Source organism: Erwinia sp. 198 (assembly GCF_003937915.1).
Lineage (GTDB): Bacteria > Pseudomonadota > Gammaproteobacteria > Enterobacterales > Enterobacteriaceae > Erwinia > Erwinia aeris.
Map to the genome: position 1 here is coordinate 53,161 of NZ_RHUM01000011.1, position 16,427 is coordinate 69,587.

General features: G+C 54.8%; 11 protein-coding genes. 6 read left to right on the forward strand and 5 right to left on the reverse strand.

Annotated elements, in window-relative coordinates; translation table 11 throughout:
* Positions 1–231: 231 nt before the first annotated feature.
* The 4 genes from fabF to EGK14_RS15730 form a co-directional block, all read right to left on the reverse strand.
* Positions 232–1,518, reverse strand: a complete 1,287-nt coding sequence (gene fabF, locus EGK14_RS15715) for a beta-ketoacyl-ACP synthase II (RefSeq protein WP_125290039.1) — start codon at positions 1,516–1,518, stop codon at positions 232–234.
* Between the two features lie 83 nt (positions 1,519–1,601).
* Positions 1,602–4,691 (reverse strand): efflux RND transporter permease subunit, encoded by a 3,090-nt coding sequence (locus EGK14_RS15720; protein ID WP_125290040.1) that lies wholly within the window; start codon positions 4,689–4,691, stop codon positions 1,602–1,604.
* Positions 4,684–5,799: an efflux RND transporter periplasmic adaptor subunit gene (locus EGK14_RS15725; RefSeq protein WP_125290041.1), complete on the reverse strand. Its 1,116-nt coding sequence runs from the start codon at positions 5,797–5,799 to the stop codon at positions 4,684–4,686. The genes EGK14_RS15720 and EGK14_RS15725 overlap by 8 nt, the downstream gene beginning before the upstream one ends.
* 75 nt (positions 5,800–5,874) lie before the next feature.
* Positions 5,875–6,489, reverse strand: coding sequence for a TetR/AcrR family transcriptional regulator (locus EGK14_RS15730; RefSeq protein ID WP_125290042.1), 615 nt, complete (start codon positions 6,487–6,489; stop codon positions 5,875–5,877).
* Positions 6,490–6,578: 89 nt separating this feature from the next.
* Here EGK14_RS15730 and EGK14_RS15735 point away from each other — a divergent pair, with 89 nt between their 5' ends.
* From EGK14_RS15735 to EGK14_RS15745, 3 genes are all read left to right on the forward strand, one after another.
* Complete coding sequence (locus EGK14_RS15735) at positions 6,579–8,036, forward strand: efflux transporter outer membrane subunit (protein WP_125290043.1); 1,458 nt, start codon at positions 6,579–6,581, stop codon at positions 8,034–8,036.
* A gap of 99 nt (positions 8,037–8,135) precedes the next feature.
* Positions 8,136–8,621, forward strand: a complete 486-nt coding sequence (locus tag EGK14_RS15740; protein ID WP_125290044.1) for a hypothetical protein — start codon at positions 8,136–8,138, stop codon at positions 8,619–8,621.
* 126 nt (positions 8,622–8,747) lie between these two features.
* Positions 8,748–9,533: an SDR family oxidoreductase gene (locus EGK14_RS15745; RefSeq protein ID WP_125290045.1), complete on the forward strand. Its 786-nt coding sequence runs from the start codon at positions 8,748–8,750 to the stop codon at positions 9,531–9,533.
* 96 nt (positions 9,534–9,629) lie between these two features.
* Here the strand turns inward: EGK14_RS15745 and EGK14_RS15750 are convergent, their stop codons facing one another.
* The gene (locus EGK14_RS15750; protein ID WP_125290046.1) at positions 9,630–10,700 is read right to left on the reverse strand and encodes a LacI family DNA-binding transcriptional regulator; all 1,071 of its coding nucleotides are present in this window, start codon (positions 10,698–10,700) and stop codon (positions 9,630–9,632) included.
* A gap of 204 nt (positions 10,701–10,904) precedes the next feature.
* Here EGK14_RS15750 and EGK14_RS15755 point away from each other — a divergent pair, with 204 nt between their 5' ends.
* The 3 genes from EGK14_RS15755 to EGK14_RS15765 all read left to right on the forward strand — a co-directional run bounded on the left by EGK14_RS15755 (position 10,905) and on the right by EGK14_RS15765 (position 16,374).
* Positions 10,905–14,009, forward strand: a complete 3,105-nt coding sequence (locus EGK14_RS15755) for a beta-galactosidase (protein ID WP_125290047.1) — start codon at positions 10,905–10,907, stop codon at positions 14,007–14,009.
* A 54-nt stretch (positions 14,010–14,063) separates the two neighbouring features.
* Complete coding sequence (locus EGK14_RS15760) at positions 14,064–15,329, forward strand: MFS transporter (RefSeq protein ID WP_125290048.1); 1,266 nt, start codon at positions 14,064–14,066, stop codon at positions 15,327–15,329.
* A 154-nt stretch (positions 15,330–15,483) separates the two neighbouring features.
* Complete coding sequence (locus tag EGK14_RS15765) at positions 15,484–16,374, forward strand: oxidoreductase (protein ID WP_125290049.1); 891 nt, start codon at positions 15,484–15,486, stop codon at positions 16,372–16,374.
* The last annotated feature ends 53 nt before the right edge of the window (positions 16,375–16,427 follow it).

Consider the following 16,427-nt stretch of genomic DNA (forward strand, 5'->3'; position numbering starts at 1 on the left):
ATAATTTAAAAGTAACAGCCGATATTTTGAAGGACGAAGATCGTCTCAGGCTCTGCACCACATATCGGGTGCAGAACCTGAAGCTTAATAGTGAAACTTGAACGATGTCATTTGTTGTCGAAAGCTGAAGCCTGTATTTTTATAAGGTTTACTGCTGCGTAATGTGGATTTAACATCATCCACCATGCACACAGCTGAACGATCCTCTTACAGGCGGTCATGGTATTCAGATCAATACGCCTCCCACCGGCGAAACAGAACGCTGGCATTCACACCGCCAAATCCAAATCCGTTCGATAATGCATGCCGGATGGCAGAATAACGTGCCTTTAGTGCAACCAGATCCAGCCCCTCAGCCGCCTCATCAGGATGGTGTAAATTCAGCGTCGGCGGAATGATCTGGTCACGCAGAGCCAGCACGGTAAAGATCGCTTCAATACCGCCGGCGGCACCCAGCAGGTGCCCGGTAGCCGACTTAGTAGAACTGATGGCTACGTTGCTGTTCTTGCCAAATACGGATCGGATGGCCGAAAGCTCACCTTTATCACCGATCATAGTTGAAGTGGCATGAGCATTGATGTGCTGTACCTCATTGGCACTCACGCCTGCCTGGGCTAACGCAAGATCAATGGCTCTGCGGGCTCCGCTTCCGTCTTCAGGACCCGCAGTGAGATGCCATGCATCGGCGCTGGTGCCGTACCCTACAAGCTCCGCCAGAGGCGTTGCCCCCCGCTTCAGAGCATGCTCTAAAGACTCAATAACTAATATGCCGGCACCTTCTGCCATCACAAATCCGTCCCGAGCGGTATCAAACGGTTTTGAGGCCTCGCCAGGCTTATTCCCATTATTTGTAGAGAGCGCGCGTGCCGCAGCAAAACATCCCAGCGTAACGCGATCTATTGCAGCTTCAGTACCACCACAAACCGCAATATCGGCTTCACCAGCTTTAATCAATCTTGCGGCATCACCGATTGCCTGTACCCCTGCCGCGCAAGCCGTAATCGGCGAGCCTATAGGTCCCCGGAAGCCATGCTGAATAGAGATATGACCCGCCGCCATGTTGGCAAGGAAAGAGGGCGCGGTAAACGGTGATAACCGGCGTGGGCCGCGGGTATCGGTTGTTCTTACCGCGTCCGCAATGGCGCCGAATCCCCCCCCCCCGGATGCAATCACTGTTGCAGTTCGCTCCCTCGCATATTCACAATCGGGCTGCCAGCCTGCCTGCGTCAGCGCTTCCTGGGCCGCAATCAGGGCAAACTCAATAAAGCGGTCCATTTTTTTACGCTCTTTCGCAGTGATATAACGTTCCGGCTCATAACCTGCTTCAGGATCTTCTGCGATTGAGGGCACCCGTCCGGCAACAGAGATGCCGGTGCCTTCCCTGATTTCAGGTGGAAGCACTGTTATTCCCGACCGGCCTTCAATAAGCCTGCGCCAGACGGCCTCCGTACCACATCCTAACGGGCTGACAATACCGCAGCCGGTTATGACAATTCGTCCGGAATTATTCTGATTCATGATATAAACCTCATGCTTTTGTTTGCATAGCGTCACGCCATAAGTCGGCGTGCAGGAGGAACGTATCCCCCTGCGATTAATGATTATTTTGCGGCTTTAACTTCCGCGTATTTCTGATTTTCTGGTCGTATCCTGAACCAGATCGCATACATGGCAGGCAGGAATACCAGGGTGACGATGGTGCCGGCAAACGTTCCGCCAATCAGTGTGTAAGCCAGCGTTCCCCAGAAAACAGAATGCGTAAGCGGTATAAAGGCCAGGATGGCGGCCATTGCAGTCAGTAACACGGGGCGTGCACGCTGAACCGTTGCTTCAACGACTGACTCAAAAGGTGTCAGCCCTTCACGTTCATTGTGATGAATCTGCCCTATCAGGATTAATGTGTTTCGCATCAAAATCCCCGACAATGCTATCAGTCCTACCAGCGCATTAATCCCGAACGGCTGATTGAAAAGCAGTAGCGTTGGCACAACGCCAATCAACCCCAGTGGCGCAGTCAGAAATACCATTACCATCGCTGACATTGATCGCACCTGCAGAATGATGATCAGCAGCGTTATGGCAATCATAATCGGGAACAGCGGGGCCATTGCTTTAGTCGCTTTACCTGACTCCTCAATAGGCCCGCCCTGCTCGATGCGGTATCCGGCCGGAAGTTTCGCAATAACAGGCTGTAACTGTTTCAGAATTGCCGTAGAAACATCGGGAGGCTGCATGCTGTCTGCAATATCTCCCCTTACGGTAATGGTCGGGGTACGATCGCGACGCCGCAGCACCGGATCTTCCATTCTTACCTCAACATCGCCAATCTGAGACAGCGGAACGCGCTGGCCTGAAGACCCGACCAGAGTAAATCCGGCTATTTTAGCAGGGTCGAGTCTGATATCGCCGGCTGCACGCCCCATCACCTGCACGGATCGGATGTCTTCGCGAACGGCTGTAATGGGGACGCCGGAGAGCAGAAACTGGAGTTGCTGTGCAACAGCACTTGATGTCAGCCCTACTGCCTGAAGGCGATCCTGGTTCAGCGAAAAGTGAAGCGTCGGCACGCGCTGTCCCCAGTCTGTATTAACCGTCCTCATTTCGGGACTGGCCAGCATCACCGCCTCTACTTCGCCGGCTATCTCACGCAGTTTATCCGGGTCAGGTCCCATAACCCGGTAAGCCACCGGATAAGGTGAGTACGGACCGAAAACCAGCTGCGTTACGCGAACACGAGCTTCCGGAGCCAGCCCGCTGGCTGCCGCTTCACGCAGCCGGTGTTTGAGGATATCGCGGTCATGCTGGCTGTCTGTCAGGACAACAATTTTCGCAAAGGACGGATCGGGAAGCTCAGGCGCCATCGCCAGATAGAAGCGGGGCGATCCCTGCCCGATATAGGAGGTCACAATTTTTGCTTCTTTCTGCTTTTTCAGCCAGCCCTCTATTTTCGCCGTGGTCGCGCTGGTCTGTTCAATTGAGGTGCCATAAGGCATTTGAACCTCAATTAATACCTCCGGGCGGTCTGATGTCGGGAAGAATTGTTTTTTAACCAGCCCCATTCCGAGAATGGCCAGGGTAAAGACGGTGATAACCGTCCCGGCAACTATCCATTTTCGCGCAATAGCCCGGCTCAATAACCGGCGAAAACGGTTATAGCGCGGCGTATCGTAGATTGCGGCGTGTCCGCCTGACACCACTTTGATTTCTGGCAGCATTTTCACACCCAGATAAGGTGTGAACACAACCGCCACCACCCATGATGCGATCAGAGCAATACCCACAATCCAGAACATATTGCTGGTGTATTCACCGGCGGTAGATTGAGCGAAGCCGTTGGGCATAAAGCCCACTACCGTAACCAGCGTCCCTGCCAGCATCGGGGCAGCAGTATGGCTCCATGCATAGGCTGAGGCTTTGATGCGATCGTAGCCCTCTTCCATTTTTACCACCATCATCTCAATAGCAATGATGGCATCGTCTACCAGAAGCCCCAGCGCCAGAATCAGCGATCCCAGGGTTATACGGTCGAAGTTTTTACCGGATGCCTCCATGACCATAAAAACGACCGCCAGTGTCAGAGGTACCGCAGCGGCCACCACGACGCCTACACGCCAGCCCATGCTGACAAAGCAGACAACCATGACCACAAGCAGCGCAACGAAGAATTTGAGCATAAATTCATCAACAGCAGCACTGATGTTGACCGACTGATCGGTGACTTTCGTCAGCGTCATTCCCAGCGGCATGGACGCGTTTATCCTGGCCGCTTCTGCATCCAGAGATTTTCCCAGTTCAAGTCCATTCCATCCTTCCCGCATGATAATGCCCAACAGCAGGGTCGGTTCTCCCTGATTGCGGATCATAAATGTCGCGGGATCCTCATATCCCCGTTCAACGGTGGCTATATCCGACAGTAGCAGTGTTCTGCCGTTAACAACGACGGGCGTTTTGCGGATCTGTTCCAGTTTGTTAAAAGCACCGTCAAGGCGGATAAACACTTGAGGCCCGTGGGTGTCAATTGAGCCCGCTGGCGTCAGGAGGTTCTGGTTGTTCAGTGCAGAAAATATGTCCTGAGGCGAAATTCCCAGCGTGGCCAGCCGGTCATGGGCAAAAGAGATAAAGATGCGTTCAGTCTGCTCGCCAATAATATTGATCTTTTTCACGCCCGGCACATGAAGAAGTCGCTGGCGCAGCGATTCTGCATCACGCACCAGCAAACGCTGAGGCTCGCCTTTTGCCTTGAGAGCAAACAGGGAAAACGTGACATCCGAAAATTCGTCATTGACCATAGGTCCAATGACGCCTGCGGGCAGGTTTTTAGCCTCATCCCCCAGCTTTTTCCGCGCCTGATAGAATTCTTCCTGCACCTGTGAGGGGGGAGTACTATCCTGCAGTGACAGCATGGTGAATGCCATTCCCGGGCGGGTATAAGTTTCCGTCCGGTCGTACCATTTCAGCTCCTGCAGACGCTTTTCCAGCGGTTCAGCAACCTGATCCTGCATTTCCTGTGCCGTCGCACCCGGCCATGCGGTGATGACCGTCATCTGTTTAACGGTAAACGGCGGATCCTCGGCCCGACCCAGCTCAAAAAAAGACAGGATGCCCGCAACCGTGATCAGGATGATCAGGAACAACGTAATCGAGTGTTCACGGACGGCGAGCGCAGAGAGATTAAAACGGGGGTTACTCATGCGGCTGGCCTCCGGCAATGCTGCCATCGCCCTGGCGCGCCACGCGGACAGTTTCACCGTCATGCAGCAGATGAGCACCAAGCGCAACCACTTCCTCGCCGGCACTGAGTCCGCTGGTGACTTTAGCCTTGTCGTCACTGACGCCTTCTACCTGCACAGCCCGCCAGGCTACTCGTGCAGGCTGACCGGTAATCACCCATACCCCGGCGCCTTTACCCGGGTCAAAGAGTGCGGCTATCGGTACTTCCAACACTTTGCGGGTAGCTTTTCCGTCAGCGATGTGCAGCGTGACGGTAGCACCCAGTGGCGCACTGGCCAGATCGCCCTCCAGCACATATCGCGCTTCAAAAGTACGCGTCAAAGAATCGGCTGCATCAGAAAGCACGCGAAGCCGGACACTGACGGACTGGTTTTTATCGCCATACAACGTTGCTTCAGCCTGACTTCCGGGTGCCGGCCTGAGCGTTTCAGGCAGCTGAACAAGCGCCTCGCGCTGTCCAGCCCGGGCCAGCCTGATCACCGGCTGGCCTGCGCTGACCACCTGACCCGGCTCAGCGAGCGTTTCCATAACGACGCCATCAGCATCAGCCAGCAGGACAGCATAGCCTTTTGCATTCTGCGCCACGTCAGCCTGCGCCTGCGCAGCGCTGAGGTCGGCTTTTGCAGTATCCGCGGCGGCCTTGATCCCATCATAAGCCGAGGCTGAAACGGCGCCTGCTGCCACCAGACCCCGATAACGTGCCTCATCCAGAGAAGTTTGCCTGGCGCGGGCGCGCGCAGCACTAACAGCCTGCTGCTGAGCCTGGGCCTGGAGGCCAAGATCGACAGGATCGAGGCGCATCAGCGGCTGTCCACGTTTAACCGTCTGACCCGTATCTACGAGCCGCTCCAGGATTTTACCCTGCACCCTGAATCCAAGGTCGCTTTGTGTGCGTGCAACAACCACGCCGGTGAAGGAGCGTACAGCATTATCAGCATCGGCCACGTTTACAGCCCTTACCAGTGGCGGCTGCGTGCGCGGGTCATCGGTGCCGGAGTTATCGCCGCAGGCCACCAGAGCTAACGGCAACAGGCAGACAGCTATATTGACAGGTTTGATCCTGAGCATGGGTTACCTGATTACAGTGAAAAGAAAGTAACCGCATTCTTATACCTGTGACCAAAGTTGTCAATAGTCACAATGTCAGGGTGCCAGACTTCGTAATATGAGCGATGAAAGAAGAACTGCAGCGGACTCGGCTGTTTCAAGGTTGTACTGAAGCTGAACCGGGATGATGTAAGGCCTCATGACAAGAAACACCGCTTTTGTAGCCTCATCAAGAGGCGTTTTTCGTTCAAATTCTCCGGCGCTCCGCCCTTCAAGAATAATACTTTCAATGACTTGCCTGAGACGCTCCTCATGCTGAGCTGCCGATGGCCATTTATCCCGGGCTGCGACGAAAGCCATGTCATAAAGCTTGCGGTCGTGAAAGAACAGCTCGCTTCCGGACTGCGTCAACGCCTTCAGCATCTGCCTCATTTTTTCAGAAGCCGTCGGGGAACTGCCAATAGCTGAGTTGACAATGTCCATGATCATATGCAGGCGTTTAGAGCAGATCTCCTCGCCAATTGCCTGTTTAGAATGAAAAAATTTGTATATGTATGCCTTAGAGAACCCTATCGACTTTGCCAGATCGGATACGGTGGTTTTCTCATAACCAAAATGGGCAAAATGTTCTGTTGCGGCGGCAACCACCTGGTCACGGATAGTTTGTTCTGCAGACCCCCTGCCGGGGTAAGTGGTGATTTGTTTGTTCATATTTCCAGCTTAGCGTAGCAGTCGGCGATTGACAACGAGTGACCATTTGGTAATTTAGTCACACTTTAAGCGCGTCTCAAGGAATCTTCATGCTTCCCCTACGTCCCTTTGCTCTGATGATAAGCATTAGTTCGGTAGCGGGCTGTGCCGTCGGACCGGATTATCATCGACCGGATGCACCGCTTGCAGAACGCTACATCACAAATTCTGTCGTTTTGCAGAGAAGCGCTTTCCGCCCCGCCAGTTTTACAGTGTGGTGGGAAGGATTCAACGATCCGCTTTTAAGCAAGCTCGTGACAGACGCGCTGGCGCAGAATCTCGACCTCGCGCAGGCTACCGCCCGCATAACACAGTCAGGCGCCGGACTGGAGGCAGCCACAGCAGCACTTTTGCCATCAGCAAATGTCAGCGGCCAGGCGGGTCGGGCATATCAGTCAACCGAAACCCCGCTGGGACAGGTCCTTAGCACCACGCCGGATTTCAATCGATATGGCAACAGCTATGAAACCGATCTTAATGCGGGCTGGGAGATGGATATTTTTGGTGGCCTGCGTCGCGGCCGCGAGGCGGCTCTTGCTGACTATCAGGCTTCTGAAATGGGGATGATTGCTACCCGCCTTGCAGTGGCCGCCCGGACTGCCGATATCTATATCACCCTGCGCGGGTTACAAACCCGGCTGGACATTGCTGAGAAACAGATCCGGACGCAACAGGCGCTGCTGGAAAAGGTAGAACTTCTTCAGACAAAAGGGCTGGCTCGCGGGTATCAGGTCCGTCAGGCCGAAGGAGCTCTTGCGCAGGTGCAGGCAACCGTTCCTGTTCTCCATACAGGGCTTGATGCCGCAATGAATGCGTTAGACGTTATGCTTGGCACACCTCCGGGTACTCATCGTAAGCAATTAGCGTTGCCAGGAGCCATTCCTCAGGCCCCACCAATAGGCTCTACAGGAACGCCTGCCGATCTCTTACGCCGCAGACCGGACATTATCCTGGCAGAGCGCAATCTCGCGGCCGCAAATGCGCGTATCGGCGTAGCTGTGGGCGAGTTTTATCCGAAGTTTTCCCTCAGTGCCCTACTCGGCAGCGCAACGTCTGTATCGGGTGGAAACCTTTTCTCGGGCGGAGCCAGTCAGGCAGCAGGCGTGATGGGGCTGCGCTGGCGGCTGTTCGATTTCGGCCGTATTAACGCGCAGATAGATCAGGCTAAGGGGCAGGAAGCCGAAGCTCTTGCTGCTTATCGCCTGTCAGTATTGCGTGCGAGTGAGGACGTTGAAAACGCTTTTTCGACGTTAATCAACAGTGAAATACAGGCGGAAACGCTGACGAGTGAAGTTACCGCCCTGTCCGGTGCCCGTGAGTCGTCTTTTATCGCCTGGAAAAAGGGTGCTGCAAGCCTGATCGATGTTTTACACGATGATGAGAATCTTTTGCAGGCTGCAGACGCAAGAGCGCAGGCCCGGACCGAAAACGCGCGCGCAGCGGTAGCCGCTTTTCGCGCACTTGGCGGAGGCTGGCAGCCACCTGAGATTAGCGCTGATAAAACTTAATAGTTTCAGGGATCTTGATCCGGTTATGTCCGCCTTAAAGACACAACCTTTTGTCACCACTGAAGCAAAGCTGTTTGTGGCCTGAAGCCCGGAGGATATATGAGCAGGACAGGATTCATAGGACTCAATGGTTTGTCTGAAAGCATAATAACGGCAATTTTTCGTACCGTGCCTGAAATGCAGGTATTCCTTTACCCCTTTGACTGCGATCGGGTTCAAAAACTTGCAACGGCATATCCCTGCTGGACGCTGGATGACTGCCAGTCTGTTTCAGACGAATCAGAGATTATTATCCTCAGCACGCCTCTCATCGACCTGGATTCTATCGCGAAAAGCATGAAACTTCGTAATACGCATACCGTTGTTTCGCTGATCCCGGACGCGTCGGTTCAGCAATTACGTCTCTTTTTTCCTCATGCAGATTGCGTGAGAATGACGATGATTAGCCATGGAAAAAATATTAAACCGATGATGATTCTCACTGGCAACAATCAGAAACTTGAGCATTTTCTTTGTCAGGCAGAATTCCTTTTTACAGCAATAAGCGAAAATCAGTTCAATTTGATACTTACCTTGACGGGTTAAATCCGCAACAAATCTTAAGCAGTTAAATCAATTTAAAATCCTCAGGCAGAACATAGCCATCAGAGAGCTTCTGATTTGCCGGGGATTAACCGCTGTTGTATTAAAATCAATCCTGGAGACATTACTATGAAAAATACAGGTGCTGGATGGGTACTGATTACCGGAGCCTCCGGGGGATTTGGCGAAGAATTTGCCCGCCAGTTCGCAGCTCAGGGAAGGCCGACCATTCTGGTAGCAAGGCGGCTTGATAAACTTGACTCCCTGGCTCAGGAAATACGTGAGCGTTACAAAACTGACGTCATTGTTGAGCAGGTTGATCTTGCCGTCATGGACGCAGTCAGCGATCTTCACAGACGCCTGAAGGCACGGGATATTCAGGTTGAAACACTGGTAAATAATGCGGGCTACGGACTACAGGGGCCTTTTCTTGATCGTTCTCTCGCTGAAACGCTGGAAATGATTAATCTCGACATCGCCAGTCTGACCGCGGTCACCCGGCTTTTTGCAGAGGATATGAAGCACGCCGGGAAAGGCCGTATTCTTATGGTTGCAAGCCTGTTGTCTTATCAGGGCGTGAAAAATTTTTCAGTTTACTCAGCAGCAAAATCTTACGTGCTGAGATTCTCTGATGCCCTTCACCGCGAATTAAAATCTGAGGGCATAACCGTCACAGCCCTGTGTCCGGGTATGTCTGACACAGGGTTTGCTGAAGCCGCTCAGCAAAAGCTTACTCCCATGCTGAAAAGAGTCATGATGAAGCCAGCCCCCGTCGTTAAAGTGGGTATTCGTGCGCTAGAGAGCGGTAAGATGAGCGTTATCCCTGGCATCGGAAATAAGGCTATTGCTTTTATGACGTGGGCTACGCCACGATGGCTTCATCAGTCGGTCATGTCATATGTAATGGGTGTGTAAGATATATCAATCAAGAATTCGTTGCTGGCTTTTTATAAGTAAACAATACCCTCAGGATTTTTCCTGCAGCGGCAAGGCTGGACAGAGGGGGCGCTTTCACAATTTTTCCACCAGCGTTTTTAACCGGGCAATCACAGCCCCCTTCTCATCCTCGTTTTCCCGGCCGCAAGGCCAGGTTGACTGCCGGACAATTAAACGCGTTGGCAACAGCTCACGGATACGCATCTGTGGTGCGGACATCTTCTGCACTAACAGCTCGACGGCTTTTTTACCTAACTTATCGAAATCCTGCGCAACGGTTGTTAACGGCGGCTGGAAATAGAGGCTGTCCGCCGTATCGTCATAGCCGGTAACGGAGACCGCCCGGCTGCCGGTGCGATTGAGCTGTGCCAGTGCGCTCAGCACGCCGAGTGCCATTTGATCGTTCGCGACGACGATCGCGCTAATCCGCGGCTGCTGATGCAACAGCTCAAAGGCTTTGTGCCAGCCGCTGGCCGCACTCCAGTCGCCAAAAACCGTCACCGCGTTGCTCACCCCAAGCCGGTGCAAAGCTTCGCGCCAGCTGCTTAATCGCATTCGCGCCGAGACGGAACTCTCTGGCCCGGCAAGCAGACCGAACTCCCGATGCCCCAGCGTCCAGAGATGGTTGACGCAGGCACCACAGCCGTCCAGATGATTAAACCGCACCGAGCAAACATCGGTTTCCGGCGAAATATCTAAAAACAGACAGCTAATATCCGGGTTCTCACTGACCAACTTTTCCGCCAGGCTGCTCTCCAGAGGAAGGTTGATGATGGCACCACGGATATTCTGCGCGCGAAACTCATGCAGCCGCGCCTGAAGAGAAGCGTAATCGGCCGTTACCGGCATGGCGATAGCAACCTCCAGCTGATGTGCGCCCGCGTGACTCTTTATCGCGGCGGCGATTTGCGAAGGAGCATGCAGCGTTAACGACGCGGTAATCAGCCCGACCGACGGCGCCGATTTCCCCGCCAGCAACTGTGCCGAACGGTTAGGCACGTAGTGCAACGCCTGCATGGCGTGGATGACTTTATCGCGGGTTCGTTCAGAAACCACATCAGGCCTGTTCAACACGCGCGAAACCGTCTGTTGTGATACTCCGGCCTCACGAGCCACATCTTCCAGGGTTGCCATACGCCGCTGCATCGTCCTCTCCGTTGTCCTCATACCTGAATGTCGTACGCTAACATTTACTGTCTAAAATACGACAAGAAACAGCTGTTTTTATGCTGTTTCGTGATCGCCGATGAGTTTCAATCTCAGCAATATTGCGGCTACCAACAAAATATCTGATAACACACTCCATCTTGTCTGGCGAATGACATTTAATTTTAGCTATCAGGTAGGCCTATGCGCGATCACGATGACCATGTCCCCTCCAGCGTTTCGTTTCATGACGTGCTTGCACGTGAAGACTGGCAAAACCAGACCATTACGCACCTGAACCGTTTACCGGCCCATGCGCCTTTTGCCAGCTGGCGCGATCTTCGCGCTGCAAGGGAAAATCAGACCTCATCACACCGCCGTCAGCTGGATGGCAAGTGGCAATTCGCTTATGCACGCAGCCCGTTTGAGGTTGATGCCAGCTGGCTGGAAAGCGATCTGGCGGACAGCCGTCCTACGCCGGTGCCTTCAAACTGGCAAATGGAGGGTTACGACGCGCCAATCTATACCAACGTACGCTATCCCATCGACACCACGCCGCCGCGCGTGCCGGAAGAGAATCCGACCGGCTGCTACTCGCTGGCGTTTAACGTGGAGGAGAGCTGGCGGGACGAAGGTGAAACGCAGATTATTTTCGATGGCGTAAACTCTGCCTTCCATCTCTGGTGTAACGGCAAATGGATCGGTTACTCGCAGGACAGTCGCCTGCCTGCGGCCTTCGATCTCAGCGCCGCGCTACAGCCGGGTGAGAACCGCCTTTGCGTCATGGTGATGCGCTGGAGCGCGGGCACCTGGCTTGAAGATCAGGACATGTGGCGGATGAGCGGGATCTTCCGTTCAGTGTGGTTGCTCAACAAGCCGTCGCTGCACCTGAGTGATGTTCAGCTCACGCCGCAGCTTGATGCGCTTTATCGTGACGCAGAGCTGGAGGTCAGGGTCAGCGTCGCGGCTCCGGCACGGTTGCTTGAAAAACTGACGGTCAACGTGGAGCTGTGGCATGACGCGCAGCGGGTCGCCAGCCACCAGCAGCAGCCCGGATCGCCAGCTATTGATGAACGGGGCAACTATGCTGAACGCGCCATGATGCGCGTTCCCGTGGCGCGGCCAGCGCTGTGGAGCGCGGAAACGCCGAACTGCTATCGGGCCGTCGTCTCACTGTGGCACGGCGATAAGCTGATCGAGGCCGAAGCCTGGGATATTGGTTTTCGTCGGGTTGAAATCGACAATGGCCTGCTGAAGCTGAACGGTAAACCGCTTTTGATCCGTGGGGTTAACCGTCACGAGCATCATCCGCAGCGCGGCCAGGTGGTCACGGAAGAGGATATGGTGCAGGACATCCTGCTGATGAAGCAGAACAATTTCAACGCCGTTCGCTGCTCCCACTATCCTAACGCGTCGCGCTGGTATGAACTCTGTAACCGCTATGGCCTGTACGTGGTTGACGAGGCCAATATCGAGACCCACGGTATGGTGCCGATGAATCGCCTTTCCGACGATCCGGCTTGGTTAGCCGCCTGGAGCGCCCGCGTCACGCGGATGGTGCAAAGTAATCGTCACCACCCGTCGATCGTTATCTGGTCGCTGGGCAATGAATCCGGCGGCGGCGGCAATCACGAAGCCATGTATCACTGGCTCAAGCGTAACGATCCGTCACGCCCGGTACAGTATGAAGGCGGCGGCGCGGACAGTACGACCACCGATATTATCTGCCCGATGTATGCCCGCGTGGAAAACGATCAGCTCATTCCGGCCGTGCCGAAATGGGGCATCAAAAAGTGGATCGGTCTGCCCGGCGAGCAGCGCCCGTTAATCCTTTGCGAATACGCTCATGCCATGGGCAACAGCCTGGGCAACTATGCCGACTATTGGCAGGCGTTCCGTGATTATCCGCGCCTGCAGGGCGGTTTTGTCTGGGACTGGGCCGATCAGGCAATTACCAAAACTTTTGATGACGGCAGCATCGGCTGGGCCTACGGCGGTGATTTTGGCGATAAGCCCAACGATCGCCAGTTCTGCATGAACGGGCTGGTTTTCCCTGACCGCCGCCCTCACCCGTCATTAATTGAGGCCAGCCACGCGCAGCAATTCTTCCAGTTTGCCCTGCTGTCGCAACATCCGCTGCGCATCAGCATCGTCAGCGAGTATCTGTTCCGCCCGACGGATAACGAGGAGCTGCACTGGCAGGTTCAGGCAGCCGGTGAAACCATTAGCAAAGGCAGCACAACGCTTGCGCTGCAGCCTGAAGGTCAGAGCGAGCTGACGCTCCTGAAGGAACTAACGTTGCCCGCCGGGGCCGAAGAGGTCTGGCTGACGCTGGAGGTTATCCAGCCGCAGGCCACCGGCTGGTCCGCTGCCGGGCATCGCGTTGCCTGGCAGCAGTTTGCGCTCGCCGCTCCGCTGGTGTTGCGTGCGCCTGAGACAGGCGACGCGCCCGAGCTTGAGCGCAGCGACAGTGCCTGGACGGTGCGCAGCGGCTTACAGCAGTGGGTGATTGACCGTCAAAGCGGACTATTGACGCACTGGGAAGTGAATGGCATGGAGCAGCTGTTGACTCCGCTGCGCGACCAGTTCGTGCGCGCGCCTTTGGATAACGATATTGGCGTAAGCGAAGTGGAGCGTATCGATCCCAACGCCTGGGTTGAACGCTGGAAAAGCGCTGGTCTGTTCGATCTCACCGCTCGCTGCGTGCGCTGTGACGCGCAGCGTCTGGCCCATGAGGTGGTCATCGACAGCTGCTGGCACTATCTGAGTGGGGACGAGGTGGTGATTATCAGCCACTGGCGGATGACCTTTGATGCGCAGGGCAAGCTGCATCTGGCTATTGATGGCGAACGTGCCGCCACCCTGCCGCCGCTGCCGCGCGTCGGGCTGACTTTTCAGGTGCCGGATCAGGATAAACCGGTTTCATGGCTGGGATTCGGCCCGCATGAGAACTACCCGGATCGTCGTACCAGCGCCTGCTTCTCCCGCTGGGAGCTGCCGCTGGAAGAGATGAGCACGCCGTACATTTTCCCGACCGAAAACGGACTGCGCTGCGACACCAAAGCTCTGGACTGGGGGCGCTGGCATGTGGCGGGCGATTTTCACTTCTCCGTACAGCCCTACAGCACCGCGCAATTAATGAAGACCGATCACTGGCACCGGATGCAGCCCGAAAACGGCGTCTGGATAACCCTTGACGGCCGGCATATGGGCGTGGGCGGCGATGACTCCTGGACGCCCAGCGTACTGCAGCAGTGGCTGTTGCTTGAAACGAAATGGCACTACCAGTTAACGATGCATTTCCAATAATAATCGGGGGCGCATGCCCCCGGCTTATCGGCATAACCAGATGGAAAAGTCGCCATGAAACTCTCTGCACTCGCCCCAAGAGAACGCCATAATTTTATTTACTTTATGCTGTTCTTTTTCTTTTATTATTTCATTATGTCCGCGTATTTCCCGTTTTTTCCGGTCTGGCTGGCGGAAGTTAACCATCTGACCAAAACAGAAACGGGCATTGTTTTTTCCTCTATTTCACTGTTTTCGATCGTCTTCCAACCACTATTTGGGCTGATTTCCGATAAGCTGGGGTTGCGTAAACACCTGTTGTGGACGATCACGGTCCTACTGGTGTTGTTTGCGCCCTTCTTTATTTTTGTTTTGTCGCCTCTGCTGCAGATGAATATCTTCGCCGGCGCGCTGGCTGGCGGGATCTATTTGGGAGCCGTTTTCTCCAGTGGCTCCGGCGCGGTAGAAGCCTATATTGAACGCGTCAGCCGCGCTAACCGGTTCGAGTACGGTAAAGTTCGCGTTTCCGGCTGTATCGGCTGGGCGCTGTGCGCCTCTGTCACCGGCATTCTTTTTGGCATAGACCCCAATATAACTTTCTGGATCGCCTCCGGTTTTGCCCTGGTGCTTGGCATACTGCTCTGGGTGTCACGCCCGGAAGGCAGTAACAGCGAGCGGGTAATTGATGCCCTGGGCGCTAACCGTCAGGCCTTCTCGCTGCGCACCGCCGCCGAGCTACTGCGGATGCCGCGCTTCTGGGGTTTTATTGTTTACGTCGTTGGCGTCGCCAGCGTCTATGACGTTTTCGACCAGCAGTTCGCCAATTTTTTCAAAGGCTTTTTCTCCAGTCCCCAACGCGGCACCGAAGTGTTTGGCTTCGTTACTACCGGTGGAGAATTGCTCAACGCCTTGATTATGTTCTTCGCCCCCGCCATTGTGAACCGCATTGGCGCGAAGAATGCCCTGCTGATCGCAGGCGTTATTATGTCGGCACGTATTCTGGGATCGTCTTTTGCTTCATCGGCCGTGGAAGTTGTTATCTTAAAAATGCTGCATATGTTTGAACTGCCGTTCCTGCTGGTGGGCACCTTTAAATATATTTCCTCAGCATTTAACCCAAAGCTTTCGGCAACGCTGTTCCTGATAGGCTTTAATTTATCGAAACAGCTGTCGGGCGTGGTGCTGTCGGCATGGGTAGGCCGGATGTATGACACCGTTGGTTTCCATCAGGCTTACCTTGTGCTGGGCTGCCTCACCTTAAGTTTTACCGTCATTTCCCTGTTTACGCTGAAGGGAAGTAGAACCCTGCTCCCCTCCACCAGCTATAACAACGCCGCCTGACAGGAAGCGCCCGTGTTGTTTATCGGGCTTTTATTGGTTTGGCGCTGGCCCGGGCGATCCGTTTTCCGACGAAGCGCGTATGCTGATAAAACCCTGGCGTGCGTAACGAGGGTAATCGGCGCGCCGTTCGTTGGCAAACAATGGAGAAGACAAAATGGCTGATCGCTCTGGCGTTGCCCTGCTTGGCCCTGGCGCTATCGGTACTACTCTCGCGGCGGTGCTGCACGAGGCTGACCGCACGCCGGTACTTTGCGGCCGCAGCGCGCATGCGCAATTAATGCTGCGTGACGATGAAAGAGAAACTGTCGTACCGGGGCCGGTATTAACCGATCCCGCCTGCGTCCATCAACCGTTCGATTTGGTGTTCGTGGCGGTAAAAACTACCCAGGTAGCCGACTGTGCTGACTGGCTGGCCGCGCTCTGTGATAAAAACACGGTGGTGTGCGCATTGCAAAACGGTGTGGAACAGAAAACCCTTCTGGAGCCCTGGGTCAAAGGTGCCAGCGTGGTGCCTGCGGTAGTATGGTTCCCGGCCCAGCGAGAGCCGGACTTTTCCGTCTGGCTGCGAGCCAAACCGCGCCTGACGCTGCCGGACAGCCCACAGGCAAAAAAAGTAGCGGCCAGCCTGAGCGCAACGCGCTGCGCGGTTGATCTGTCGAACGATTTTATTTCCATCGCCTGGCGTAAGCTACTGCAGAACGCGGTAGCAGGTCTTATGGTGCTTGCTAATCGTCGTGCCGGGATGTTTTCGCGCGAAGATATCAGCGAACTGGCGCTGGCTTATCTGCATGAGTGTCTGAAGGTAGCTCGTGCGGAAGGGGTCATTCTGGATGACAGCGTTCCCCGGGAAATTGTGGACGGCTTTCAGCACGCTCCTGCGGATTTAGGCACCTCAATCCTTGCGGACCGACAGGCTAACCGCCCGCTGGAATGGGAAATCCGCAACGGCGTGATAACGCGCTATGGCCGCCGCCATGGTATTCCTACACCGATCGGCGACGTGCTGGTGCCGCTACTGGCAGCGGGAAGTGAGGGGCCGGGTTGAATTCGCTGCAGCATAAAGAGGAGATTCTGGCTGGTCGAACCAGAAAAGACAAT